The sequence below is a fragment of the Quyinboa mangrovi genome, from assembly GCF_042219825.1.
Lineage (GTDB): Bacteria > Bacteroidota > Bacteroidia > Bacteroidales > UBA5342 > JBHJHP01.
Window position 1 is genome coordinate 329,184 of the sequence record NZ_JBHJHQ010000006.1, and the last position, 23,518, is coordinate 352,701.

A 23,518-nucleotide genomic window follows, 5' to 3' on the forward strand; every position below is an offset into this window, starting at 1 on the left:
GATAAAACAACTAAAAATTAATGGCTGGACATACAGAAAAAGTTGTGGTTTGATGTAATTTAAAAAGATAAAACAACGAGAATAATGGATTTTATCCACGGGAAATAGTTGTGGTTTGATGTAATTTAAAAAGATAAAACAACAGCAACGCAATTATATGCGACTTCATTTTTAGTTGTGGTTTGATGTAATTTAAAAAGATAAAACAACAAAAGCAGATTCAACCGGTGCGCGAAGTGCAGTTGTGGTTTGATGTAATTTAAAAAGATAAAACAACAAAAGCAGATTCAACCGGTGCGCGAAGTGCAGTTGTGGTTTGATGTAATTTAAAAAGATAAAACAACAAAAGCAGATTCAACCGGTGCGCGAAGTGCAGTTGTGGTTTGATGTAATTTAAAAAGATAAAACAACCCTATGAATTTTACTGTCAGCTATGCCTGGGTTGTGGTTTGATGTAATTTAAAAAGATAAAACAACTTTTGGAGAAACAGCCACCAAAACCCACTGGTTGTGGTTTGATGTAATTTAAAAAGATAAAACAACTTTTATGACTGTAACTAAAATAAAATGCTTGTTGTGGTTTGATGTAATTTAAAAAGATAAAACAACAACTGATTTTTAAATAAAGTCCAACCTGAAGTTGTGGTTTGATGTAATTTAAAAAGATAAAACAACGTATTACTATATTGATCCTTATAAGGGCTTGTTGTGGTTTGATGTAATTTAAAAAGATAAAACAACAGTTGTCTTGACCTTTTCCAAAGTTTCAAACTTTGGAAAAGATTGAAAAGGTTTGAAGGGACTGAAAAAAATTACAAACTTAGAATGGTTTTATTTCTCGTTCTCCTTCTGCTGATAAAACTTCTGCAACACATAGAACGCCTCTTTCTTAATTCCGTTATCCGAGATAATCCCTTTGCGGTTATAGTAATCCTGAATATTGTTAAGAAGGCGTCGGGGAGAGTGGAAGTCCACCAAAATCCATGGACTGGTACCTGAAAATCCTTCTACTTTGTCAAACATTTTTAGTGTTTCCTCGTAAAGTTTGGCCTGGTATTCCTCGCTCCAGATTTCAGTTCCGTCACTGTGTTTGCCTTGTAGAGCGCCTGCTCCGAATTCGCTGACAAAAAATGGTTTGTCATATGGGATTTCCCAGTTACGGGTCTTGATATCTTCTATTGAACCGCCATACCAACCCAGGTAACTGTTAAAACTGATGATGTCAACGTACTTATTCATGTTGTCTTCCACCTTGCTCAGGTTTTTAGACTGGCCTGTCACTTCCATGGCCATGCTGATGAGTCTGGAATCATCTTTTTTGCGGGCATATTCTGCCAGTCTGGCCAGGAACTGATCGCGGGCATCGCTATGCGGTGTTTCATTCGCAATGGACCACACGGTGATGGCACAGCGGTTCTTATCACGGTTGATCATATCATCAAGCTGAGCCTGTGCATTGGCATAGGTTCCCGGGTTTTCCCAGTGGATAGTCCAGTAGACCGGTATTTCTGACCAAACCATGATCCCCATTTTTTCGGCTTCACGAACCATGTGCTCGTTGTGCGGATAATGTGCCAGTCGCACAAAATTGCATCCAAGTTCCTTTGCCCAACCCAACAGCACTTGGTCATCATCTGTTGACCAGGCACGGCCTTGTCTGAAAGGTGCCTCTTCGTGAATGCTTATTCCTCTTAAAAATATCTTTTTCCCATTGAGCAGAATGTCTTTACCCTTTGTCTCTATCTGCCTGAATCCGATTTGATCATTGATTTCTTCTCCGTTATATGAAAGGATCACATCGTATAGTTTGGGATTTTCCGGGCTCCATAACTCCGGTTTGGCATCAATTGAAAAGGTCACGAATCCGTTTTCATCTGTAGAAGCAGCATCCGATATCTTAAGTTCCGGGATATTTATTGCAATGTTCTGTCCTGCAACTGCTTTATTCAGCAGCACTTTACCCGTAATTTTGTTATACTTTCCTTTTTCGAGCCGGATGGTATAATCGCGAATAAAAACTTCAGGTACATCAACCAGCATAACCTCTCTTGTGATCCCGCCATAGTTCCACCAGTCTGCATTTATGGTCGGAACGCCTTCGGGATGGCGCTCATTATTCACCCGGACTACAATGAAGTTGTTACCCTCTTTCACTTTTCCGGTGATGTCAATGTTGAATGGTGTAAAACCTCCAATGTGTTCACCCACTTTCTCACCGTTCAGGTAGACTTTGGCATCGTAATTAACAGCACCAAAATATACATATGTTTTGAACCCTTTTTTAGGGCTGTAAGTGAAATCCTTTTTAAACCATACGCTTCCTTCATAAAAAAACAGTTTTGCATCTCTGGTATTCCAATCCGAGGGAATGACCATTAGCGGGGAAGTATCAAAGTTGTACTCTACAAGGTCGGTTTTACTTTGTGCCTTTTTGTTTTTGAAAAATCCGTTAGGATTTTCATTCAGCCGGTAATCATAGAACCCATTATCGAAGGGATCTACAATGTAGTACCAGCTTCCATTAAGCGTATGACAGTTCCTTGCATAAACATTCTGGATCAGTTTATTCTGTGCAAAATTTGTTAAAGGCATTAGGAGAGCCATTAATATGATCGCTTTTTTCATTTTACAAATTTATCTGATTCAACTTCGATGTTTCTTTTTTGTGCAATATACTAAAGGTCTCTGTAAAAAATTGCCTGTTTTCATAATTATACTTTTGGGGATAGGTTTCATCACCAATATCTAGCCACTTTTAACCGGTCTATTAAGTATTATTACAATGATAAAGACAGCAAAAAGGATTGATTTATTCTGTTGTGGTTTAGGATTATGACCAGGCAAGGAAAGATCTGATCGATGGTCATAGAGTATTTTATGACGTGGACAGTTCAGGATGGGGTTATAAAGCTTGTAGTTTTAGTCATTCCACCATGCCAAAATAAATGCTGGCCTATCCTGAGAATAAATGTAGGTTCACCTGAGTCGGATTAACAGTCAACTACTATTGATAGTGAAATCATCAAAACGTAAATATGATATATCATATGAGTTAGTGTGTTAATGATTACTAAAAGTAATTAAAGCCGTAATCCAAAGTTCCTTCATAATTGTATTCATAAGAAAAATATAAATCATGAAAACTGCAATCACAGGAGCGACTGGTCAGTTGGGGCGCAAAGTTATTGAGCAACTGAAAAAAAGAATGCCGTCGGACGATATCGTAGCACTGGTTAGGAATACAGATAAAGCTTCGGATTTGGGTGTTGAAGCACGTGAGTTCGATTATGACAACCCGGAGATTTTGGTGGATCAACTTAAAGATATTGATAACCTTTTACTGATATCTGCCAGTGAAATTGGGAAACGGGTTAAGCAACACACCAACGTAATAAATGCCGCAAAAAAAGCCGGTATTAAATGGATTGTGTACACAAGTCTTTTACGGGCAGATACATCAACCATTAATCTGGCAGGCGAACATGTGGCAACAGAAAAGGGCATTATGGATTCAGGAATATCTTACACTATTTTGCGTCATGGATGGTACACGGAAAACTATACCGGTTCTATTGGCAATGCGTTGGCAGCAGGAACCTTGATCGGTAGTGCAGGCGACGGAAAAATTTCATCAGCCACACGCGAAGACTTTGCTGAAGCAGCTGCTATCGTTTTAACCAATGAAGAAAATAAAGGTAAGATTTTTGAATTTGCGGGTGATGATTCCTACACTTTATCTGATTTAGCGGAGGAAGTTTCAAAACAATCGGGGAGAAGTATTCCATATAGCAACTTACCGGAAGATGAATATGCTCAAGTATTGAACCAGGTAGGCTTACCACAGGGTATTTCTGATGCTATCGCAAACTGGGACGTAAGTGCATCGCATGGTGATCTTTACGATGAGTCGCACCAGCTTTCAACCGTTCTCGGCAGACCAACAACGTCGCTTTCTCAGGCGGTGAAAGAGGCTCTGGCTGATATCAAATAATAACGTCTTAAAACCTCTCTTCCGCCAGGGAGAGAGGTTTTTTAGAACTAAAAATAAAAAGTCCTTATAGATTACGCAGACACAACTCCGAAGGAGTGTCAGTATTGTAACAAAATGTGTAAAAATGTAAATCACGACCGCGCAGGATAAAGCAATTTTCGGATGTAGTTCTTGTCGGCCATTGTACGATAGTTGATAAATCTCTAATTCATTATTTGTTAATGCTCTTGATGTAGTTCAGAAATTCCCTCTTTGTCTATTAGGATAGAGTGGGAAAGATTAGCATATTCCTGCAAGTTGTCCGAACCGGGGTAAGTCAGGTAATATTGTTTGCCCATATTTCAACAAATCATCATTTCCCTATGTTATATCATGTAACATTTACACATATTTCCCGTAATTTTAGAATGTAATCATCACTAACACATACATACAAATGAGAAAATTAATCACATTACTTTTTCTGCTTGCCGTTTATGGTATAGCAGACGCACAGATTAGTGCAAGTTTGATGCAGTATCCTGATGTATCTGATACTCAGGTTTGTTTTGTTTATGGCGATGACGTATGGGTTGCGCCGAAGGCGGGTGGTACGGCAACACGTTTAAGTTCGCCCGAGGGACCAGAACGGTATCCAAAATTTTCACCCGATGGCAGTATGATCGCTTATACAGCTAATTATCAGGGCAACAGCGACGTATATGTCATTCCGGTGAAGGGAGGCATTCCCGAACGTTTGACTTATCACGGTATGGGCGATGTTGTACTGGGCTGGACACCGGATGGGAAATCCGTATTATTTGCTTCATCGCGTGAAAGTGGAAGGCAGAGGTTTGCCCAGTTTTTTACCATTCCTGTTGCAGGTGGATCGCCGACAAAACTGCCCGTTCCTTATGGTTTTTATGCATCGTTTTCACCTGATGGAAAGAAACTGGCCTTTACAGATATCTCACGGGTGAACCGGAACTGGAAACGTTACCGTGGTGGCATGGCGCCTGATATCACCGTGTTCGATCTGACAACGTATGCATCAGAAAATATTACCAACAACGATGCCAACGATGAGTTGCCGATGTGGGTAGGAAACACCATTTATTACATGTCCGATGCCGGACCAAATGAAAAGAATAACATCTGGAAATATGATCTGACAACGAAGAAAAATACACAGTTAACCCATTTCAAGGATTACGATATTACCTTTCCGGGAAACAGCAAAAAAGATATTGTGTTTGAGGCAGGAGGGAAGCTCTATCTCTACAATATGGCTTCAGAGAAATCGGAAGAACTTAACATCAATGTTGTTTCGGATCAAATCAGCTTGATTCCTCAACTGAAAAAGGCGGATAAATATATTCAGTCAGCTACTGTTTCACCCGATGGAAACAGGGTAGTGGTAATGGCAAGGGGAGAATTGTTTGATGTACCTGCTACCGAAGGCTTTGTTTCTGACCTGACACAGACACCTGGTGTAGCGGAACGTAATCCAGCCTGGTCACCTGATGGAAACACGCTGGCTTACTGGAGTGATGCATCCGGAGAATATCAGTTGATTTTGCGTGACATGACGGGTAATAGTGAACCCAAAACGGTGACCAGTTTTCCAAATGGTTTCCGTTATGATATTTTCTGGTCGCCCGACAGTAAAAAACTGGCGTTTGTGGATCAGGCCATGAATATGTGTTACTATGATGTGGCCTCTGGAAAAGTAGTAAAATTCGATAAGGGTAAATATATGTACGAAGGTAATCTGCGCGGGTTCCGTGTTTCGTGGTCACCCGACAGCAAATGGATTACTTATTCACGGAGTGTTGATACCCGGTTACTAACGGCCATTTTTGTATACGACACCGAAAACAAAAAGGTATCGCAGCTTACATCCGGATATTATTCCGATGCAAGTCCTGTATTCAGTACTGATGGGAAATATTTATTCTACAGTACCAACAGGTCTTTCGATCCGGTATATTCCGATCTGGATAATACATTTATCTATCCGAATTCTACTAAAATTGCCGTTGCTACGTTGACGACCGACGGTGAATCGTTGCTGGCTCCTAAAAACGATGTAGCCAAAACGGATGAGAAAGATGCTAAAAAGGATGACAAAGCTGAAAAGCCAAAAAAAGATAAGAAAGGCGATAAGGAGGAAGAAAAGGAAGAAAAGGTTGAGCCTGTAAAAATAGACATGGATGGATTTGAACAGCGTGCGGAAATGCTGGATATTAAACCGGGTAATTTGGGCCGGCTGGCAGCCGCAGAAGGAAAGTTGTTATTTGTTCGCTATCCGAATGCGGGATCAGCCGAAGGAGAAAAACCAGAGTTGAAATATTACGATATCAAGGAGAGGGAGGTAAAGACGATTGTTCCTATGGTGTCTCAGTATACGGTAACGGCAGATGGCAAAAAGATTCTTGTTATGCAGAACGGTAAAATGGCTGTGATCGGTGTGGGACCGGATCAGAAGATTGAAAAAACCGTTCCAACCCAGGATATGGCCATGGAAGTTATACCTAAGGAGGAATGGAAGCAGATCTTCAACGATGTATGGCGCATTGAACGCGATTACTTCTACGATCCTAACATGCACGGTGTGGACTGGAATTACATGAAGACACATTATGGAAAACTTTTGGATCAGGCCAATTCAAGAAATGATGTGAACATTATCATCGGCGATCTGATTGCAGAGCTGAATGCGTCGCATACGTACAATGGCGGTGGTGATATGGACAGGGCATCTCAGATTAATGTTGGCTATCTGGGGGCAGATATGAAAGTTGAAAACGGAGCATTCCGTATTCATAAAATTATTAAGGGTGCTCCCTGGGATATCGAAGTGCGTTCGCCATTGGATGAGCCTGGAACAGGTGTTAAAGAAGGCGATTATATCCTGGCCGTTAACGGACAGAAAATGGATGTCACCAAGCCCATTTCGGCTGCATTTCAGGGACTGGCAGACGCAACTGTCCAGCTGACAGTTAACACTGAACCTAATATGAAAGAGGCGAAAAAAGTGGTGGTGAAACTGATGAATGATGAAACCCGCCTGCGCCATCTGGCCTGGATAGAAAGCAACCGCGAGAAAGTGGATAAGGCTACAAATGGCAAAATCGGGTATGTGTATGTGCGCAGTACCGGTGTTGACGGTCAGAATGAGTTGATCAGGCAGTATTATGGTCAAATCGCTAAAGAAGGATTTATCATTGACGAACGCTTTAACAGTGGTGGACAAATTCCGGATCGTTTTGTAGAACTGCTGAACCGGAAACCTCTGGCATTCTTTGCCGTAAGGGATGGTAAGGACTGGCAATGGCCACCGGCTGCCAACTACGGACCTAAAGTAATGCTGATTAATGGCTTCAGTGGTTCAGGTGGTGATGCTTTTCCTGATTATTTCCGCAAAAGTGGCCTTGGTCCGCTTATCGGAACACGCACATGGGGTGGTTTAATTGGTATCAGTGGTGCTCCAACCCTGATTGATAATGGCAGCATTACGGTACCGACATTCCGTATGTACGATCCGGATGGTAAATGGTTTAAAGAGGGCCATGGTGTTGATCCTGATATTAAAGTGCCGCAGGATTATCAGAAACTGGCAAAAGGTGATGATGAACAACTGGATGTTGCTATTAAGGAAGTCATGAAAGAACTGAACAGCCCGGACAGCTTTAAAATGCCAGAACGTCCGGCATACGAAAAACGATAAACTCAACTTTATATATTGTAAATAGCAGGACTAGTAAAGTCCTGCTTTTTCTTTATACAAGACTCTGTGAATGTGAGTATCAGAATTATTTTTTTAGTTGTTACATGCTTTCAGTCCTACAATTAATATTATCTGAATATTTTATTCCATAAAGACATTGGATTTATGTTGTGGTTCACGATGTATGATCTGGTTTTATCTTATTCATACAGCGTTGAAAGGTCTGATCACTTTGGTTCAGACTAAAAACTGATTATTTAAAAACACGTTCAACCTGTAAGATCACACTTTCATCTTATCATATCACACTTTCGGCATCTTAGGTTTTAAGTGTCTTTTCCGGCGATATACTTTTGTTTCATGAAATCACAACACTTAAATTTTAAAAACATGAAAACAAAAGGAACAGTATTAACAATGCTTTTAGTATTATCATTAAGTTGCTTTGCTCAGGAATCGGAAAAAAGATTTGGTATTGAACTGAACAGTGGTGCATCAGTGTGTACCAAAAAAACGGATGATGTAACATTCAACCCGGGATTTGGTTTTGAGGGAATACTGCATTACAGGTTTATGTCTCATCTTGGTGTTTATGCAGGATGGGGATGGAACCGTTTTGGTTCAGAAATGTCATTTGCAGGAAACGATGTGTGCTTCGAAGAAACGGGATATGTGATGGGACTTAACTTTAAACATCCATTGGGGCAGTCAAAGATGGATTATTTTTTACGGGCCGGTGCTCTATATAATCATATTGAAACTGAGAATAACGCCGGGGATATTATTAATGACACCAAACATGGATGGGGTTATCAGTTGGCTGGTGGCATAGCCATTCCTTTTGGAAACAATTGGAGTTTTACTCCCGGCCTTAAATTTAATTCTCTCGTAAGGGATACAGAATTTGAGGGCGATTCCCAAACACTGTTTTATCAGTATGTTTCAGTTCGGGTTGGTGTAATAAAACAGTTTTAGTTTTCAAGTAAGAGGACAGTTCGATATAACCGGCAGATTGTCCTCTTATGTTTATACAAAGATTAACCAGTTAAAAGTACAGTTATGAAAAAATATAGTATTATTTCGATTATAAGCATTATTCTGCTCATCTCTTGTGAGAAGGAGACAAATATACGATTTGGATTTGATTCCCGGATTGACAAGTCATCAGAAGGTTTGGTGATAGCCAACATTTCTGACGGTGTTGATCATATTATGCTGAAAGGAGTTTTAAGTCTTTCGGAAGGAGAAGTTGAAGTTACGCTTTTGAATAGTTATGGAGATATAGTTTATTCAGCCATCATAAAGGCACCGGAACAATGGTCAGTGGATGAAGATTTTGTAGCCAGGCCCGGGTACTGGAAGCTGAAGTATAAAAGCCGTAATGGGATTGGTGAAATAGATTTACACTTGTGGAAATACTGAAATCGGATCAAGGTTATTCAGGGGCAGTTTATTGTATCATAGCATTATTTTCTGCAAGACATTTTATACTTTTGAAAATAACGGATAGATGAAAAGACTCACATGCTTTTTAAACAGGTAAACAGTATTTTTCCCTTCAAGCGCCTTTTGAAATTTTTATTAGGCATTGCTGTTGTCATTCAGATTATTGTGATTCTGTATAATCATATGAGTGGTTATTTTGTTCTGGATGGTTATTTGCATTTTGTCAAAAGACTTTTAAGAGGAACATCGTTAAGTCTGCTTGCTGGTTTCTTAATTGCATATCCCGATTTATTCGTGATTGAATATTTAAACAGAGTCGCGCCATGGGGAAAGAATATATTTAAAAGGATTCCATTGCAGTTGATACTGTCTGTATGTACTTCTGCTGTTGTAGCAATATCGGTGACATTGTTTGCACACTGGATTAAGCCTTATACTGATCATGCAATAGTAAGTATTGTTCTTACCAATATACTGATCTACGCCGTAGTCAACATTGTTGTTATGGCAATTTTTGAAGGATGGATCCTGTATATTGAACGGACGAAGGCAAAGCAAATGGCAGACAACCTGCAGACCGAGCTTTCCCAGATTAAATTCGAAGTGCTGAAAAGCCAGATAAATCCGCATTTTATGTTTAATAGTCTGAATGTACTATCAGGATTAATAAACAGTGATGTGACAAAAGCACAGCAGTTTATTGATGAATTCTCTATGATATATCGTTATGTACTTGAGACTATTGAACAGCCTGTTGCTACATTGGGGAAAGAACTCGAGTTTATGCGATCCTATCTTTTTTTGCAGCAAATCAGGTATGGAGAGAACTTAACCTATTCAGTAGATATAAGTGCCGGACTTATGGAATTGTTTCTTCCGCCCCTTTCGCTGCAGGTCGTTTTGGAAAATGCCATGAAACATAACATTATTAATGAATCAAAACCGCTACATATTAAAATAACAGATGAAGCTCTAACCTTGATAGTAAAAAATAATTTGCAACCAAAGATTTCGAAAGGTGTTTCAACCGGACTGGGTTTGAAAAATCTGGTAAAACGGTATGCCTTAATCAGTAATCTTGAACCTGAATTTAAATTGGATACTAACCACTATATAGCCAGGCTTCCATTAATAAAAACTGAACTCCATGAAGGTACTTATCATTGAAGACGAACAATTCGCAGCCGAAAAACTGGAACAAATGGTTTTGGAAATTAATCCATCCATAAGCGTTGCTGCAAAAACAGGTTCTATAAAAGAGTCCGTCAAATGGTTAATGAACAATTCGGTTGATCTTATTTTTCTGGACATCCAGTTATCCGATGGTATCAGCTTCAGTATTTTTGAGCAGGTAATGATAAACACTCCGGTAATTTTCACAACGGCTTATGATCAGTATGCCATTAAAGCATTTCAGCTCAACAGTATTGCTTACCTTCTAAAACCAATAAGGAGAATTGAATTAGAGGAGAGTCTGCAAAAATATCAAACACTGAAATCTGCTTTTGCCATTGATTTTGAAACGTTGCTGGCAAATATTCAAGGCAGGGAGCCAGAATACAAAAAGCGGTTTCTTATCCAGCTTGGTGAGAAAATACGAAAAGTTGAAATAGGAGAGATTGCCTATTTTTTTGTGCTTGAGAAAGCGGTTTATATGAGAACTTTTCAGGGTAAATCGTATCCTGTGGATTATACGTTGGATAAACTCGAAAGTATGATTAATCCGGAGAAATTTTTCAGGATTAACCGAAAGTATATTGTAAGTATAGATTCGATAAGTAATATGGTAGCCTATTCCAGATCGCGTTTTAAGCTTGAATTGATCCCGGTAGCCGATGATGAACTGGATACAATTGTTAGTATTGATCGATCTGCCGATTTTAAAAAATGGCTGAATGCCTGAACTGTAGTGGAATAATTCTGCTTAACAGGATAAAACTTGATGGCGAATATTAGACTTCAACAATGTGTAATCATTAACCCGCGGTTGCTAAGCTTGACGAAGCATCACCATCTATTCGATCACTCGCCAGTTTTTTTCCTTTGAACGTTTTAATAAGCGGCTGTCAGGCTGAACACATACCGGGTGACCCACAATATTCAGGGCGAATCTGTCAGACCATGAATCACCATAAAACCAGACATCCGATAATACGACCTTATTCTGCTGACAATATTCACGGATCTGTTTTTCCTTTTCATCATCAATGCATACAGGACCGTTGGGGTTTCCTGTATAATATCCGTTTTCAACTTCAGGATCAGAACAGATATAATCGTCGAATTTTAAATACTCAGCAATTGGTTTTACAATGAAAGTCAGTGCGGCTGAGAGCATGACAATTCTGCTGCCATTTTCGCGGTGTGTATGGATTTCTTTCTTGATTTCAGGGCGAATGAAAGAAACAAGCTTCTCTTCGACTACTTTGTCTGTAAATTCCTGCATAAATTTCGCTTCGGTACCCTTTAGCCATTTCATCATAGACAAAGAGGAACGTCTGCTGCTTTTTAGTTTTAATTTGTGTAATATCGATAGCCAGTACGCTTTCAGTAAATCGCTACGTGACATTACCCCATTCCTGTAGCATTCTTTAACCAGGATTCTTCCGCTGTTAACAGCCAGAATGGTTTCGTCCAAATCAAAAAAAGCGATATAATTTTTATGCATTCACCTATTTGTTTGAATCCGTGAAAAAATGGTTTCCATGAGGATTATAGATAATATTTACTTTCCCAGGCAAAATATCAATTTCAAAACGTGTATCGAAAAACAGTTCGCCATCCAGATGATATGCGGATTTCTTATTAACCTCAATAACCATTTTATCGGTTGTATAAAAGGTCACTTTTTTGTGATCCAAATGCCTTCCTTTGGGAACTTTCAATAGTATATTTAAACGTTCAGGCAGACTAACCTTTCCAACCATGCAAACATCCAACAACCCATCGTTTGCAAGTGCTTTAGGGGTAATGAGATAACCACCGGCAAATCTTCTACCAATTGCAATTGTATTCATGAAACCAAGTGTTTCATGCATTTCACCATTGGTTGACGTTTTGAATATCCGTTCTTTATAAAACAGCAGATTTTTTAAAATGTGCCATACGTAAAGGTTTTTACTTCTTTCTTTAACCTTATCCGGAGTGATATAATTTTCAGAGGCAACCTGAGCATCAAATCCAAGTCCCATGCCATTAAAGAACATATTTCCGTTGCAACGGCCTACATCCATCTTTTTTGTATTTGCTTCAAAAAAAATATCCCAGTCATTTTCCGAAAAATTCTCGTTTTGACCAATAATCTGAGCAAAATCGTTGCCCGTTCCAGCCGGAATCAGTCCTACAGTAAGGTCAGGAATTTTGGTAACAGAGCTTCCAACTTCGTTAAATGTTCCATCACCTCCCACAGCGACTATGGTATTGAAACCTTGTTCAGCAAGTTCTTTAACCAATTTTTTTGCATGGTTTTTTCTTTCTGTTCTGACCAGTTTTGCTTCAATGTTTCTTTTTTTTAGCTGGGCAACTAATTCCTTTTCGACTTCGAGAGAATGTCCGTTTCCTGCCACAGGGTTTATAATAAATGCCCATTGATTAGAACTTTCCACAGTTATGCAGTTTTATACGTTGGTAATACTGATTCAATGCGCGACTGAACCAGGTTAATTATTTCAGAATCAGTTAATTCTTTTAATTCAGAATAAAGCAGTGGTTTGTGAACCTTAACGGTTAATCTTACTCTGTATCTGAAATAAAACCGGTTTTTTGGTTTGAATTCAAAAAAACCGATAAGGCTAACGGGTAGTATGTCTCTTTCACTTGCTTTTAGTACATGCAAAAAGCCTTTTCTGAATTTACTGAGTTCACCTGTGATAGTTCGCGTTCCTTCAGGGAAAATTGCCACGGTGTGATCATGCGTATGACTAATCAACTTACCAACCATTTCTTTGGTATTCCTCAAATCGGTTGTTCTCATAGGAACATAATTTATTCCACGTAAGAGGGTTCCAAAAACCGGTATTTTTACAAGATATTCTTTCCCAAACCAGGCCACTCCCGGGAAAACAGACATAATCCCCATGATGTCGAACATGCTTGTGTGGTTGGCCATTAATATATACTTTTTCCCTTTTTCGAAGTTTTCTATGCCCTCTGCATGAAGTCGTTTTCCGATGATCAGAAACGATCCTCTTGCCCATAAATGAATAACAGCATTCATGGCCTTATCCATTCTCAGAGCATGAAAAAGCAGGCTTAACAAAACACTAATCGCAGTTAGTGTGTGTAATACTGTATAAGCCAGTACGGTGTATAAATAGTTTGGGACAATCTTCATTTAATACACAAAATTTAAACCCTGCAATTTAATATTTTATTTCAATTTATAGTACGGTAAGTTTAGGGCTGTATATCATCTATGGCAGAAGCGCTTTCATTCGTTTTTAATATGTTTCATAGTAGTAAGGCAGTGCTCACACTAAAAGTCTCAGTAGAAATCATTTTTTTTGAAGAGAAGGTGTACAACATTTAAACCATGTGTTCGCAGCTGCAATGCGGGTGATTCAGACTTCATATCGGGATTAATTCTTCAAAAATCCCGCTATGTGAGGATTATCATAAAACAGATAAATCAAAGATTTTATCCATAGGTACTCCATTCTTCCAGTCTTTGTCTGTCAGTGATCAGTAAATAACCATTACTTTCTTCTATAATGCCGTTTTTCTGCATATCTTTAATAACTCTAATTGCACTCATCATGCTCATTCCAGCCAATTCGGCCAGTTCTTTTCTCGAAAGAGCCAGATTAAAATCATCACTGAAATATACGTCATTCGAAAGATGCAGCAACGCATCAGCCATTCTTCCATTGAGTTGTTTTTGCGTTGCTGCAATTAATTTTTTAAAATGATAATACGTCAGCCTGTTGATGTCCTCAATAATGCTTCTCGCAAATTCGCCATTATTTTTCACCATATCTTCAATAACCTTTTTATCAATGGCGCAAATTATGGAATCTTCTAAGGCGGCTACTGAATATTGCATGGATTCTTCAGAAAAAATACCGGACAAGCCAATAAGGCTACCTTCACTGAAGATATTTAGGATCATATCCGATTCCCGCCCGGTCTCCATATATACTTTAACAATACCCTTCTGCAGATATAAAATCTGACTAACAAACGAACCTTGCTTGGCTATGTTTTCACCCTTTCGATAATGTAATTCCACTCGATTGGCATTTGCCACTTCCAGTTCTAGTATGCTAAGTTTTTTAAAACAGGTTGATTTTGTATTGCATTCCTGACAGGTCTTTTTCTGTTCGTACATTTTCAACCTCCTATTGTGAACTACCAAAATTAGTGCATTTTTATAACAGTATCCATAGCTCTGTTTTTTTTTTGCTTTATATCTGTTCTGATATCAACATAATTTTATCAACTAGTAAACATATTTATACTTGATTTCTGGTTATCCTAGCTATGAGCTTAATAGCTTTGAAGTGCTTTAAATTCATTTACATGAATGTGAAAAATTTGTCCTTAATTTTTGTGTTGTCATACATTACCTGGATGGCTCTGAATTGGTCAGTTGCTGCAGATGTCCTTATTACCGGAGCGATTATTTCTGCGTTGATTGCTGTAGCTGTTTGCAGCAGATGTGAAGTATTACAACACGTACGATTAACTCCTAAAAGCTTTCTTTATTCAATTGCCTTTCTGGGAGTGTTTTGGTGGGAACTCATAAAGTCAAATATTGATGTGGCTTTACGTGTGCTTAATCCATCTCTACCTATCAACCCTGGTATTGTAGAGGTAAAAACCCGGTTGAAAACCAATATTGGAAAAATGATGCTTGCTAATTCCATTACCCTTACTCCGGGTACACTCACGGTGGATATTCGTGATGACAGCATGTTTATTCATTGGATTGATGTAAGCAGTACACGGACCGAAGAAGCAACTCATGCTATAGTATCAAAATTTGAAAAATATCTGGAGGTAATGTATGGTTAATATTATTTTGTATATATCAGGCGGATTTATACTGCTGGGTATGTTGACAGCCCTCTGGCGCTTTATAAAAGGGCCTACTTCAGCCGACCGTATCATGGCTTTTGACGTGATGACTGTTTCATCAATTGCCTTGATTACCCTGATTGCCTTTTTTAATAACCGGTTTATTTATCTTGATGTAGCATTGGTATATGGTCTGCTCAGTTTTACCGGGGTCATCGTTGTAGCACGTTTTATTGAAAAAGGGATGTAGATATGGAGATTCGCACGTTAATCGGAAGTATTGTTACCCTCCTGGGATCAATTTTTATTTTCCTTGGGGCATTGGGAATTGTGCGGATGCCTGATTTGTACAATCGCCTTCAAACAGGAACTAAAGCCAGTACATTGGGAACCATCCTTTCCATAGCGGGTATTGCTATTATCAACCTTACCTGGGCAGGCAAGGCCTTTATCCTGATTTCGTTTGTGATCATTACTAATCCTGTATCCTCTCATACTCTTGCAAGGGCCGCGCATCATATCGGTATTACGCTTTCTAAAAAAACAGTGATTGATAAATTAAGCGAATCAGAGTCAGAAGAAAAGAAAAAGGAAAAGTAATATGGGAACTATCATTTTAGCTTTAATCCTGAGTTTGGTTATGATAAGTATGGCTATTGCAACGCTCATTGTTCGCAAAGTTCGGACGGCTGTACTTGCGTCGGGAATTTTAAGTCTGATTGCTTCCATACTGTATCTTTTATTAGCCGCACCAGATGTGGCAATGACTGAAGCTGCAATCGGAAGTGGACTCACTACCATTATCTTCTTTTATGTTATCAATAAAATAAGGAGATCCGATGTATAAAAACATATTCATAATTGTTATTTTGATCGGTTTTGGGGTACTTTTAGGACGTTTTCTACTGACGCATCATGAAAATGAATCACTCCCTGAACTTCCGGCATATTATGCCGATAATGCGGATCATGAAGTTGGAGCAGCAAATATTGTAACTGCCGTAGTGGTTACATATCGCGGTTTCGATACCCTGGGGGAAGTAACCATTCTTTTTGTTGCAGCTTCTCTGATTGCTATGTTTCTGAAAAATGGTGGAGCAAGAAAAAAACATGACCCACGGCCATCTTCTATCATACTTTCAACTGCTCAGAAACTGCTGTTTCCTCTAATTCTACTTTTTGGTGTGTACGTTTTTGCCAACGGCCATCTTACTCCTGGAGGAGGTTTCCAGGGGGGGGCAATCATTGCTACAGGATTCTTACTTCTGCTGATGGCTAATCCTCAGACAGAATTCCGGCATGGTTTGTTCAATACCATTGAGAGTATCTCAGGAATCAGCTATGTCATAATAGGCATACTGGGAGCTATTCTTGGACTGGGTTTTCTTGACAACCGCATTCTACCTCTGGGGCATTTGGGGAGACTGTTCAGTGCAGGAGTTATCCCGATTATCTACAGTTTTATAGGGCTCAAAGTCGGAGCTGAACTTTCTAATATCCTTCATCATCTTAACGAAGTTCAAAACAAGGAATAATGGAACACATAAGTTTACAGAATATAGGTTTGGTAACAGGTTTTCTCCTGATACTTCTGGGCTTGTATGGGGCACTGACCAATAAAAATATCCTGCGTATAATAGTATCCTTTACAATCTTTGATGCCGGGCTGAATCTGGTTATCGTCGCCTTGTCTTACATGAAAGGTCGTGTAGCACCAATCATCGACAAAACAACCGGAATTCAACATCTCTCAGAAAAGTTTGTTGATCCGGTTCCGCAAGCTCTGGTACTTACTTCTATCGTTATTGGAGTGGGAGTTACCGGTGTGATGCTTACCTATGCTCTTAAAATGTTCAGGACCCGTCAATCATTGGATATAAAAGATTTTAAAGAAACAAAATGGTAAATCCGGTTCATATTGTCTCCATCGCATTAATTAGTGCATTCCTTTTGAGTATTACTGGAAAACGCCAGCAACACAGGCTTGTTTATGTCCTTTTGATAGCAATAGCAGGAATGTTGGCTATCTCAGCATCGTGGTTAACAGGCATTCTGTTGGGATCTATAAAATCTATTGAGGTTTATACAGCTGGCTTTAAGCCTCCATTTGCGATTAACCTTCGTATGAGCCTGGTTGAAGCAACGCTTACTACCATGATTAATCTATTGGGTTTAATGACGGTAATATATCTCTTTGATCTGTTGAAGAATTCAGGGAAATATATACTTTCGATTCTTGTCGTTTTTCTGTTTGGTCTTAACGTGATGGTAATGACCCGTGACCTCTTTAATCTCTTTGTTTTCCTTGAGGTTACTTCCATTGCTACTGCCGGTTTGTTGGTCCTGGTTCAGAACCAAAGGAGTATTGCAGTCGGTTTTAAATTCATGATTGCTTCTTCAATAATATCCGGACTGTTGCTGATTGGGATTATTTTTACCTACGCCTATACAGCAACTCTCAATATCGATTTTATGGCACATCTAACCACAATTAAGGGAGGTGCCATTGCAGCTTTCTTTGTGATAATTGCACTGGTTCTTGAGAGTAAACCCTTTCCGGCCAATGGATGGGCACTGGATATGTATGAAACGTCCCACCCGGCTATTGGTAGTGCACTTTCAGCGGCATCAGTACCCGCCGTGTTGTTCGTTATTTATAAACTGATGCCAGTAGTACCCGAAGGCTGGCATCCGGTCATAGCTCTTTTTGGGATCATTACCTTTGCCACATCCAATTTTCTGGCCACACGGCAGGAAAATGTTCGTCGCATGCTGGGGTACTCATCTGTAGCACAGAGTGGTCTGATGCTGTCTCTGGTGACTATACCGTCATTTTATGGAAATAGTTTCTGGTTTATTATCCTCGGATTTCTCATTACCAATTACTTTGCTAAAGCCGGACTGTTCTGGCTGAACGGATTGGTTGAAAGTGATGAACAATCAAAATGGGGTATTCTTCGAAAAAAGACATTCCTGTATTTTCTTTTTGGAGTTTTTGTAACTGCTCTGGCAGGCTTACCACCATTCCCTTCATTTTTTGCTAAATGGGAAATGGTAATGCATCTGTCAGGTGGTCACGCCTGGGGGTGGATCGGACTGATATTGCTTGGCAGCGTTTTCGAAATTCAGTTCCTCTTTAAATGGTTCGGAAGAGTCTTCCATGCAGAAGTTGATTCGTCTGCAAAACCTGATATGCCCTGGTTCAGACAACTGCCGGTAGTGGTATTTGGTGCAGGACTCTTTATTGCCTCTTATTTCTTCATTGATAACCTTAATCTCAATTCACTTTTCGTACTATTGCCGATTCTGCTTATTGCCGTATTTTTTATGTTTGACTTCCTACCGGTTTTTATTAAAAACAGTTTACTCATCATCTCCCTGATGATTTTTGGATATCTGGTATATCCGGAAATTAACGGTAACCTGCTGCAACTGATTTTCATCGGTGTTTTTCTTTTGGGAGGAGTACTCACGCTCATTCCCGGCTTTGTAAGAAAAGGAAAGCGTCCCGGATTTTATCCTTTTGCTGCAATGACTATTTATGGGTTGATTATGTTGGTTCATCCTGAAGATAACCTCAGCTTTTTTCTGGGCTGGGAGCTGATGGCTCTTGGTAGCTATATACTGATCCTTCGTGGTAAGAACGCAAGGGAAGCAGCCTTGCGTTACATGATGTTTTCAGCCGGAGGCGCTTTCATTATGCTTTTCGCCTTTGGTTTATTATCATTAAAGGCCGGAGATGTGTTTTTCGGCAATTTGGGAGGTTTTGTCGCTGGTGGCGGCATACTGTTTATATTGTTTGCCATTGCATTTATGATTAAAACAGCAGCTATTGGATTGCACATATGGTTGCCTGGTGCATATAGCGAAGCTGAGGATGATGCCACACCACTTGTTTCAAGTGTGCTGATAAATGCGGGAATACTGGGGCTGTTCTGGCTGGTTACTTCTTTTGGCCCTCAACAACTCTTTGGCTATGATATCTATTATATTATAGGCTGGATAGGGGCTTTTACTGCACTGGCCGGTAATATGCTGGCAATCTATGAAGAAGATATGAAACGGCTGATTGCGTATTCCAGCGTGGGGGCCATGGGTTATATCATGTTTGCCCTGGCCATGAATAACAGACTTGGATTACTTATTGCTCTCTTCTATATGGTTTTGCACTTTGTGTATAAAACCATGCTGTTCCAGTCGGCAGCAGGTGTGATATATCGAACCGGAACACGAAATATGTACGAAATGGGTGGGCTGATTAAACGTATGCCGCTATCATTTATCGTAGTGCTGATAGGTATCATCACAGTGGCAGGCATGCCGCCTCTGGCAGGCTTCGCTGGTAAATGGATGTTTTACAATGCAGTAATGATAAACGGATGGTATCTGCAGGGTGCCGTGATTTTCTTTTCTGGTATCGTGGCTTTTCTTTATCTCTACAAACTTATCGCTTCAGTTTTTCTTGGACAATTAAAGGACAACCATCGTAGGGTGAAAGAAGCACCCTGGTATTACTTACTGCCACAGGTAATTTTTATGGTCGCAATAATGGTGCTTTCGGCAGATCCGGGTGTACTCCTTAAACCGCTGGCTACACTGATTCCGGTATCTGTATCAGGAGAAACTCTCAAATGGTCAGGAAGTCTGGCTTCAACCTCCTTTGGCTATTGGAATGCTTTTGTTATAATATCTGTCGTGGTCGTAATGTTTGTGATTATATTGGGATGGCTAATGTATCACAGCCGGAAAGCACAAAAAGTTAAGCAATTCAACATTGTATTTGCCGCTGAACGTCCTTTCAGACCTGAAACCACACACATATCCTACAACATGTTTGCAGGTTATAAAAAAGCACTGGGTTTTCTGATGACTCCGTTGGCATCAAGGTTTTGGGAAGCTGTTTCAGAGTGTTCTGATGCGATAGCCGATAAGATACGAACCTGGTATACAGGTAACGGACAGACGTATGCTCTTCACATGCTGATTTATGCTATTATTCTCTATTTCTCATTTAGTGGAGGAAAATTGTTATGATTATTGACTGGACAAAACTGTTGTTTACCCTTTTAGGACTATTTATCGTATTAAATTACGGCTTACTACAGTACGGTTTGATACGTCGGATTACGGCAAGAATAGGTAAGCGGATCGGTATGCCTTTTTATCAGCCTTATATAGACCTTATAAAAAACTATACAATGCGCAGTCAGATAACCCATGGAGTGATGTTTTACCTGGGGCCGGTATTTCGCCTTTCAGGTGGTGTGGGAATCTTTCTTTTTATGCCTCTTATTTACGGAAGTGAACTCTGGAGTAACTATTCATTTTCAGGTGATGTGATTCTGGTCATGTATTTCATGTTTTTTGGAACGTTGGGAATGGCGTTGGGGGCGAGTGAGGGAGGACATCCTTATTCATTTATTGGAATAAGTCGTGGATTGTCACAGGTGACTACTGTGGAAGTACCCTTCACCCTGGCGGTGATCGCTGTGGCTGCAAGTCATCATTCCTTCTCACTAACTGAAATTGTAGCCGGTCAGCAGGGGGGCATTATGCACTGGAACATTTTTACGAATCCTTTTGCAGGAAGTGCAGCGATGCTTTCCTTTCTCGGGATGATGATGGCTGCTCCGTTTAATGTTGTGCAGGCTCCACAGGAGATCCCCATTGGTCCGCCAACTGAATATCATGGAACTTACCTGGGGCTGATGCAAACCAACCGCGCTATTCTGTATGTGAGTGAATCCATTCTGATGGTAAACCTGTTTTTTGGAGGAGCAACAAATTGGATTGAACTGATTGTGAAATCATTCTGTGTATTCTTCTGGCCTGTATTTGTTGGGCTGGTTTTTCCGCGTTTTCGTATTGATCAAAGTATCCCGTGGTTTCTGAAACTACCGCTGGCACTCAGTATTGTTGGAATTTTTATGATATAATCCTGATCTCATGGCAATTAAAAAAGAATTTATCGACAAGGATTTAATGAAACGAACAGTGATTGGTCCGGAAGAGGAGGAGATCACAGTTGATCCCATCCAGGATTACTTCTGTGATGCAAAGCCAAAGATACATGAACCCAGGCGTACAAGGATATTTGAGAATTTTTTTAACTGGGCGAGAGCCGAGAGTATCTGGGTACTGGCATTTGGAACAGGATGTGGTAGTATCGAATTGTACCCTCTGCTAACACCGCGGTTTGATGCATACAGGTTTGGTGTACAGATGCGTCCAACCCCTCGCCAGGCCAACCTGATGATTATTTCGGGATATCTCAGTGTAAAGACATTGAAAAGGGCTATCCGTAGTTACGAACAGATGCAGAATCCAAAGTTCGTCATGGCCCTGGGAAGCTGTACCATAAACGGGGGCATGTATTTTGACAGTTACAATACCATCAACCGGTTGGATAAATACTTGCCTGTAGATGTTTATGTGGCCGGGTGCATGCCGCGACCGGAAGCTATTCTGGCAGGTTTCGAGGCGCTTAAAAAAAGGATTAAGGCAGGTAAAGCCGAGGGCGCAAATAAATACGCCGAAAACTTTAATGAATATAAAGCTAATCAGAAAAAAATCATTCGGGACTGGAACATGCCCGATTATAACTGGTAGCCGTTTATGGAAAAGATTATAGAACGTTTACGGTCAACCTTTGAGGTGATGGCCGTTAAGAAACAGAGGGACGACCTGTATTTTGTTACAGTACCAAAAGATCAGGCTATATCTGTGGTTACACACCTTCGAGATATGGAAGGTTTTTCCCATCTCGTGATGATTACAGTGGTCGACTGGAATGAAAAAGGTATTTTCAAACTCAATTATATAGTGCATAATCATGACCTGCATGCAGATATTTCGATTGTTACCAATATAAACCGCGAAAATGCGACGATGCATTCGGCACATCATCTCTGGGCGCAGGCATGGACCTACCAGCGCGAGCTGAAAGAAATGTACGGTATTGATTTTCCCGGAAGTCCCCGGGTGGACGAAAACTTCGTGCTGGAAGGCTGGGATAATGTACCGCCCATGCGCCGAGATTTTGATACCCTTAAATACAGCGAAGAAACCTATTTCCAGAGACCTGGTCGTATGACCCATGATCCGGCCACGTACATGAAACAAAAATTGTATCCCGATGAGTAGCAATAACACTAAAATATTGATTCAGCCTGACCGAAGCGCTTACCCACAACCTGATGAAAGCGGACAACTACAGTTTGATCTCAGTTCAGGTAAATATGTCAGGTTGTGGCATGGTCCGAACCATCCTGGTGTAACCGGTAACATGTCTCTCGAACTCACAGTCTGCGGAGATGAAGTTGTGGAAGCAAAGTCCCATGTTGGTTATCTTCACCGCGGGTTTGAGAAATTATTTGAACGCCGTACCTGGATGCAGTGTTTCCCAACGGTTGTACGTATGTGTGTGCCTGAACCGGATAGCAACGAATACAACCTGGCTGCTGCTATGGAGGAACTTACAGGTGTAAAAGTACCGGAATATGCCCAGTGGATGCGTACCCTGGTGTTGGAGATGGCCCGAATCGGTAACCTGCTTCGTTTGTTGCCTGCACATGGTGGTACCTTGGGACTTGGGCTTGGTGTTCAATGGGGAGTATACCTTCGTGACCTGATCCTCGACCGTTTTGAGGAACTTACGGGTGCGCGAATCTACCACATGTACATGATTCCGGGAGGTGTACGTGGCAAAATGCCTGAAGGATTTAAGGATCGGCTCACCGGTAACCTAAATGATATTGACGATTTTCTGATTCGATTTAAGCGGCTGGTAATCGACAATGCCGTATTTAAAAAACGCGCTGTTGGCACCGGTTATGTTGATCCATCCTGGGTTGATCATTATGGTATCGTGGGTCCTAATGCACGGGCTGCCGGATATAACCGGGATGTTCGAAAAGACAATCCTTACCTGGTTTATGATCAACTGGATTTTGAACCCTATGTGGATAAAGAGTCTGCCAGTGATGTGTTCAGTCGCACCTGGGTGCGTTACATGGATTTGAAGTATACAGTCGATCTGATTCGACAGATTCTTGGAAAAATGCCTAAAAGAGGGGAAATCCTTGGAGAAATTCCTAATGCACTGAACTGGAAAATTCCTGCGGGGCAAACTTATGTTCGCAGTGAGTCATCCCGTGGAGAATATGGTTTTTTCACCGTGAGTGACGGTACAGAATATCCGCGCCGTATCAATCTGCGCGGCCCCAGTTATACACATGCCATCGCGCTTCTGGAAAAGTTGCTGGTGAACGCCAATATTTCTGATATAAGTGTGATGATGGTTTCCCTGGCCACGTGTCCGCCTGAAATTGAACGATAATTTTCAAGTATAAAGCACA

The 23,518-nt window shown here is 40.4% G+C and carries 22 protein-coding genes and 1 CRISPR repeat array; of the genes, 17 read left to right on the plus strand and 5 right to left on the minus strand.

The genetic code is table 11. The features are described from left to right. Positions 1-41 precede the first annotated feature (41 nt). Positions 42-741: direct repeats of the CRISPR family, unit length 36 nt; unit sequence GTTGTGGTTTGATGTAATTTAAAAAGATAAAACAAC. A gap of 90 nt (positions 742-831) precedes the next feature. Next, a complete protein-coding gene (locus ACE1ET_RS14610) occupies positions 832-2,625 on the minus strand; it encodes a glycoside hydrolase family 2 protein (RefSeq protein WP_375729161.1) in 1,794 nt (597 codons plus the stop codon). Positions 2,626-3,136: 511 nt separating this feature from the next. Between ACE1ET_RS14610 and ACE1ET_RS14615 the strand changes: the two genes are divergently transcribed. The 6 genes from ACE1ET_RS14615 to ACE1ET_RS14640 all read left to right on the plus strand — a co-directional run bounded on the left by ACE1ET_RS14615 (position 3,137) and on the right by ACE1ET_RS14640 (position 11,049). Then, positions 3,137-3,991, plus strand: a complete 855-nt coding sequence (locus ACE1ET_RS14615) for an SDR family oxidoreductase (protein ID WP_375729162.1) — start codon at positions 3,137-3,139, stop codon at positions 3,989-3,991. Between the two features lie 436 nt (positions 3,992-4,427). Next, complete coding sequence (locus ACE1ET_RS14620; protein ID WP_375729163.1) at positions 4,428-7,700, plus strand: S41 family peptidase; 3,273 nt, start codon at positions 4,428-4,430, stop codon at positions 7,698-7,700. A gap of 390 nt (positions 7,701-8,090) precedes the next feature. After that, positions 8,091-8,675, plus strand: a complete 585-nt coding sequence (locus ACE1ET_RS14625) for an outer membrane beta-barrel protein (RefSeq protein ID WP_375729164.1) — start codon at positions 8,091-8,093, stop codon at positions 8,673-8,675. Positions 8,676-8,759: 84 nt separating this feature from the next. Beyond that, positions 8,760-9,122, plus strand: coding sequence for a hypothetical protein (locus tag ACE1ET_RS14630; RefSeq protein ID WP_375729165.1), 363 nt, complete (start codon positions 8,760-8,762; stop codon positions 9,120-9,122). 147 nt (positions 9,123-9,269) lie between these two features. Then, complete coding sequence (locus ACE1ET_RS14635) at positions 9,270-10,313, plus strand: sensor histidine kinase (protein ID WP_375729166.1); 1,044 nt, start codon at positions 9,270-9,272, stop codon at positions 10,311-10,313. Next, entirely contained in the window at positions 10,294-11,049 is a 756-nt protein-coding gene (locus ACE1ET_RS14640; protein WP_375729167.1) for a LytR/AlgR family response regulator transcription factor, read from the plus strand. The genes ACE1ET_RS14635 and ACE1ET_RS14640 overlap by 20 nt, the downstream gene beginning before the upstream one ends. A 111-nt stretch (positions 11,050-11,160) precedes the next feature. Here ACE1ET_RS14640 and ACE1ET_RS14645 read toward each other — a convergent pair whose 3' ends face one another. The 4 genes from ACE1ET_RS14645 to ACE1ET_RS14660 all read right to left on the minus strand — a co-directional run bounded on the left by ACE1ET_RS14645 (position 11,161) and on the right by ACE1ET_RS14660 (position 14,472). Further along, complete coding sequence (locus ACE1ET_RS14645; RefSeq protein ID WP_375729168.1) at positions 11,161-11,814, minus strand: HAD family hydrolase; 654 nt, start codon at positions 11,812-11,814, stop codon at positions 11,161-11,163. Between the two features lie 4 nt (positions 11,815-11,818). Then, positions 11,819-12,751, minus strand: coding sequence for a diacylglycerol/lipid kinase family protein (locus ACE1ET_RS14650; RefSeq protein ID WP_375729169.1), 933 nt, complete (start codon positions 12,749-12,751; stop codon positions 11,819-11,821). Between the two features lie 2 nt (positions 12,752-12,753). After that, positions 12,754-13,479 (minus strand): lysophospholipid acyltransferase family protein, encoded by a 726-nt coding sequence (locus tag ACE1ET_RS14655; protein ID WP_375729170.1) that lies wholly within the window; start codon positions 13,477-13,479, stop codon positions 12,754-12,756. Between the two features lie 303 nt (positions 13,480-13,782). After that, positions 13,783-14,472, minus strand: a complete 690-nt coding sequence (locus tag ACE1ET_RS14660) for a Crp/Fnr family transcriptional regulator (protein ID WP_375729171.1) — start codon at positions 14,470-14,472, stop codon at positions 13,783-13,785. A 191-nt stretch (positions 14,473-14,663) separates the two neighbouring features. Here ACE1ET_RS14660 and ACE1ET_RS14665 point away from each other — a divergent pair, with 191 nt between their 5' ends. Genes ACE1ET_RS14665 through ACE1ET_RS14715 form a run of 11 tightly spaced genes read left to right on the plus strand, consistent with a single transcriptional unit; the run spans position 14,664 to position 23,499 of the window. Then, on the plus strand, positions 14,664-15,158 hold the full coding sequence (locus ACE1ET_RS14665; RefSeq protein WP_375729172.1) for a Na+/H+ antiporter subunit E: 495 nt from the start codon (positions 14,664-14,666) through the stop codon (positions 15,156-15,158). 40 nt (positions 15,159-15,198) lie between these two features. Next, on the plus strand, positions 15,199-15,411 hold the full coding sequence (locus ACE1ET_RS14670; protein ID WP_375729173.1) for an MrpF/PhaF family protein: 213 nt from the start codon (positions 15,199-15,201) through the stop codon (positions 15,409-15,411). A gap of 2 nt (positions 15,412-15,413) precedes the next feature. Further along, entirely contained in the window at positions 15,414-15,761 is a 348-nt protein-coding gene (gene mnhG / locus ACE1ET_RS14675; RefSeq protein ID WP_375729174.1) for a monovalent cation/H(+) antiporter subunit G, read from the plus strand. Between the two features lies 1 nt (position 15,762). Then, positions 15,763-16,008 carry a hydrogenase subunit MbhD domain-containing protein gene (locus ACE1ET_RS14680; protein ID WP_375729175.1) on the plus strand — a complete coding sequence of 82 codons (246 nt, stop codon included), beginning with the start codon at positions 15,763-15,765 and terminating at the stop codon, positions 16,006-16,008. Continuing rightward, entirely contained in the window at positions 16,001-16,696 is a 696-nt protein-coding gene (locus tag ACE1ET_RS14685; protein ID WP_375729176.1) for a Na(+)/H(+) antiporter subunit B, read from the plus strand. The genes ACE1ET_RS14680 and ACE1ET_RS14685 overlap by 8 nt, the downstream gene beginning before the upstream one ends. Then, a complete protein-coding gene (locus ACE1ET_RS14690; RefSeq protein WP_375729177.1) occupies positions 16,696-17,067 on the plus strand; it encodes a sodium:proton antiporter in 372 nt (123 codons plus the stop codon). The genes ACE1ET_RS14685 and ACE1ET_RS14690 overlap by 1 nt, the downstream gene beginning before the upstream one ends. After that, positions 17,061-20,195: a proton-conducting transporter transmembrane domain-containing protein gene (locus ACE1ET_RS14695; RefSeq protein WP_375729178.1), complete on the plus strand. Its 3,135-nt coding sequence runs from the start codon at positions 17,061-17,063 to the stop codon at positions 20,193-20,195. Before ACE1ET_RS14690 ends, ACE1ET_RS14695 begins: the two co-directional genes overlap by 7 nt. After that, on the plus strand, positions 20,192-21,097 hold the full coding sequence (locus ACE1ET_RS14700; protein ID WP_375729179.1) for a respiratory chain complex I subunit 1 family protein: 906 nt from the start codon (positions 20,192-20,194) through the stop codon (positions 21,095-21,097). The genes ACE1ET_RS14695 and ACE1ET_RS14700 overlap by 4 nt, the downstream gene beginning before the upstream one ends. Positions 21,098-21,107: 10 nt before the next feature. Further along, positions 21,108-21,770, plus strand: a complete 663-nt coding sequence (locus ACE1ET_RS14705) for an NADH-quinone oxidoreductase subunit B (protein WP_375729180.1) — start codon at positions 21,108-21,110, stop codon at positions 21,768-21,770. A gap of 6 nt (positions 21,771-21,776) precedes the next feature. Beyond that, entirely contained in the window at positions 21,777-22,304 is a 528-nt protein-coding gene (locus ACE1ET_RS14710; protein WP_375729181.1) for an NADH-quinone oxidoreductase subunit C, read from the plus strand. Beyond that, on the plus strand, positions 22,297-23,499 hold the full coding sequence (locus ACE1ET_RS14715; protein ID WP_375729182.1) for an NADH-quinone oxidoreductase subunit D: 1,203 nt from the start codon (positions 22,297-22,299) through the stop codon (positions 23,497-23,499). The genes ACE1ET_RS14710 and ACE1ET_RS14715 overlap by 8 nt, the downstream gene beginning before the upstream one ends. Positions 23,500-23,518 lie beyond the last annotated feature (19 nt).

Excerpts from the sequence above, each read along its gene's own strand:
- ACE1ET_RS14665 (WP_375729172.1), top strand. The coding sequence starts at position 14,664 with ATGAATGTGAAAAATTTGTCCTTAATTTTTGTGTTGTCATACATTACC.
- ACE1ET_RS14690 (WP_375729177.1), top strand. The coding sequence starts at position 16,696 with ATGGAACACATAAGTTTACAGAATATAGGTTTGGTAACAGGTTTTCTC.
- ACE1ET_RS14680 (WP_375729175.1), top strand. The coding sequence starts at position 15,763 with ATGGGAACTATCATTTTAGCTTTAATCCTGAGTTTGGTTATGATAAGT.
- ACE1ET_RS14640 (WP_375729167.1), top strand. The coding sequence starts at position 10,294 with ATGAAGGTACTTATCATTGAAGACGAACAATTCGCAGCCGAAAAACTG.
- ACE1ET_RS14630 (WP_375729165.1), top strand. The coding sequence starts at position 8,760 with ATGAAAAAATATAGTATTATTTCGATTATAAGCATTATTCTGCTCATC.
- ACE1ET_RS14660 (WP_375729171.1), bottom strand. The coding sequence starts at position 14,472 with ATGTACGAACAGAAAAAGACCTGTCAGGAATGCAATACAAAATCAACC.
- ACE1ET_RS14705 (WP_375729180.1), top strand. The coding sequence starts at position 21,108 with ATGGCAATTAAAAAAGAATTTATCGACAAGGATTTAATGAAACGAACA.
- ACE1ET_RS14710 (WP_375729181.1), top strand. The coding sequence starts at position 21,777 with ATGGAAAAGATTATAGAACGTTTACGGTCAACCTTTGAGGTGATGGCC.
- ACE1ET_RS14620 (WP_375729163.1), top strand. The coding sequence starts at position 4,428 with ATGAGAAAATTAATCACATTACTTTTTCTGCTTGCCGTTTATGGTATA.
- ACE1ET_RS14695 (WP_375729178.1), top strand. The coding sequence starts at position 17,061 with ATGGTAAATCCGGTTCATATTGTCTCCATCGCATTAATTAGTGCATTC.
- ACE1ET_RS14610 (WP_375729161.1), bottom strand. The coding sequence starts at position 2,625 with ATGAAAAAAGCGATCATATTAATGGCTCTCCTAATGCCTTTAACAAAT.
- ACE1ET_RS14685 (WP_375729176.1), top strand. The coding sequence starts at position 16,001 with ATGTATAAAAACATATTCATAATTGTTATTTTGATCGGTTTTGGGGTA.
- ACE1ET_RS14645 (WP_375729168.1), bottom strand. The coding sequence starts at position 11,814 with ATGCATAAAAATTATATCGCTTTTTTTGATTTGGACGAAACCATTCTG.
- ACE1ET_RS14715 (WP_375729182.1), top strand. The coding sequence starts at position 22,297 with ATGAGTAGCAATAACACTAAAATATTGATTCAGCCTGACCGAAGCGCT.
- ACE1ET_RS14700 (WP_375729179.1), top strand. The coding sequence starts at position 20,192 with ATGATTATTGACTGGACAAAACTGTTGTTTACCCTTTTAGGACTATTT.
- ACE1ET_RS14615 (WP_375729162.1), top strand. The coding sequence starts at position 3,137 with ATGAAAACTGCAATCACAGGAGCGACTGGTCAGTTGGGGCGCAAAGTT.
- ACE1ET_RS14670 (WP_375729173.1), top strand. The coding sequence starts at position 15,199 with ATGTTGACAGCCCTCTGGCGCTTTATAAAAGGGCCTACTTCAGCCGAC.
- mnhG (WP_375729174.1), top strand. The coding sequence starts at position 15,414 with ATGGAGATTCGCACGTTAATCGGAAGTATTGTTACCCTCCTGGGATCA.
- ACE1ET_RS14625 (WP_375729164.1), top strand. The coding sequence starts at position 8,091 with ATGAAAACAAAAGGAACAGTATTAACAATGCTTTTAGTATTATCATTA.
- ACE1ET_RS14655 (WP_375729170.1), bottom strand. The coding sequence starts at position 13,479 with ATGAAGATTGTCCCAAACTATTTATACACCGTACTGGCTTATACAGTA.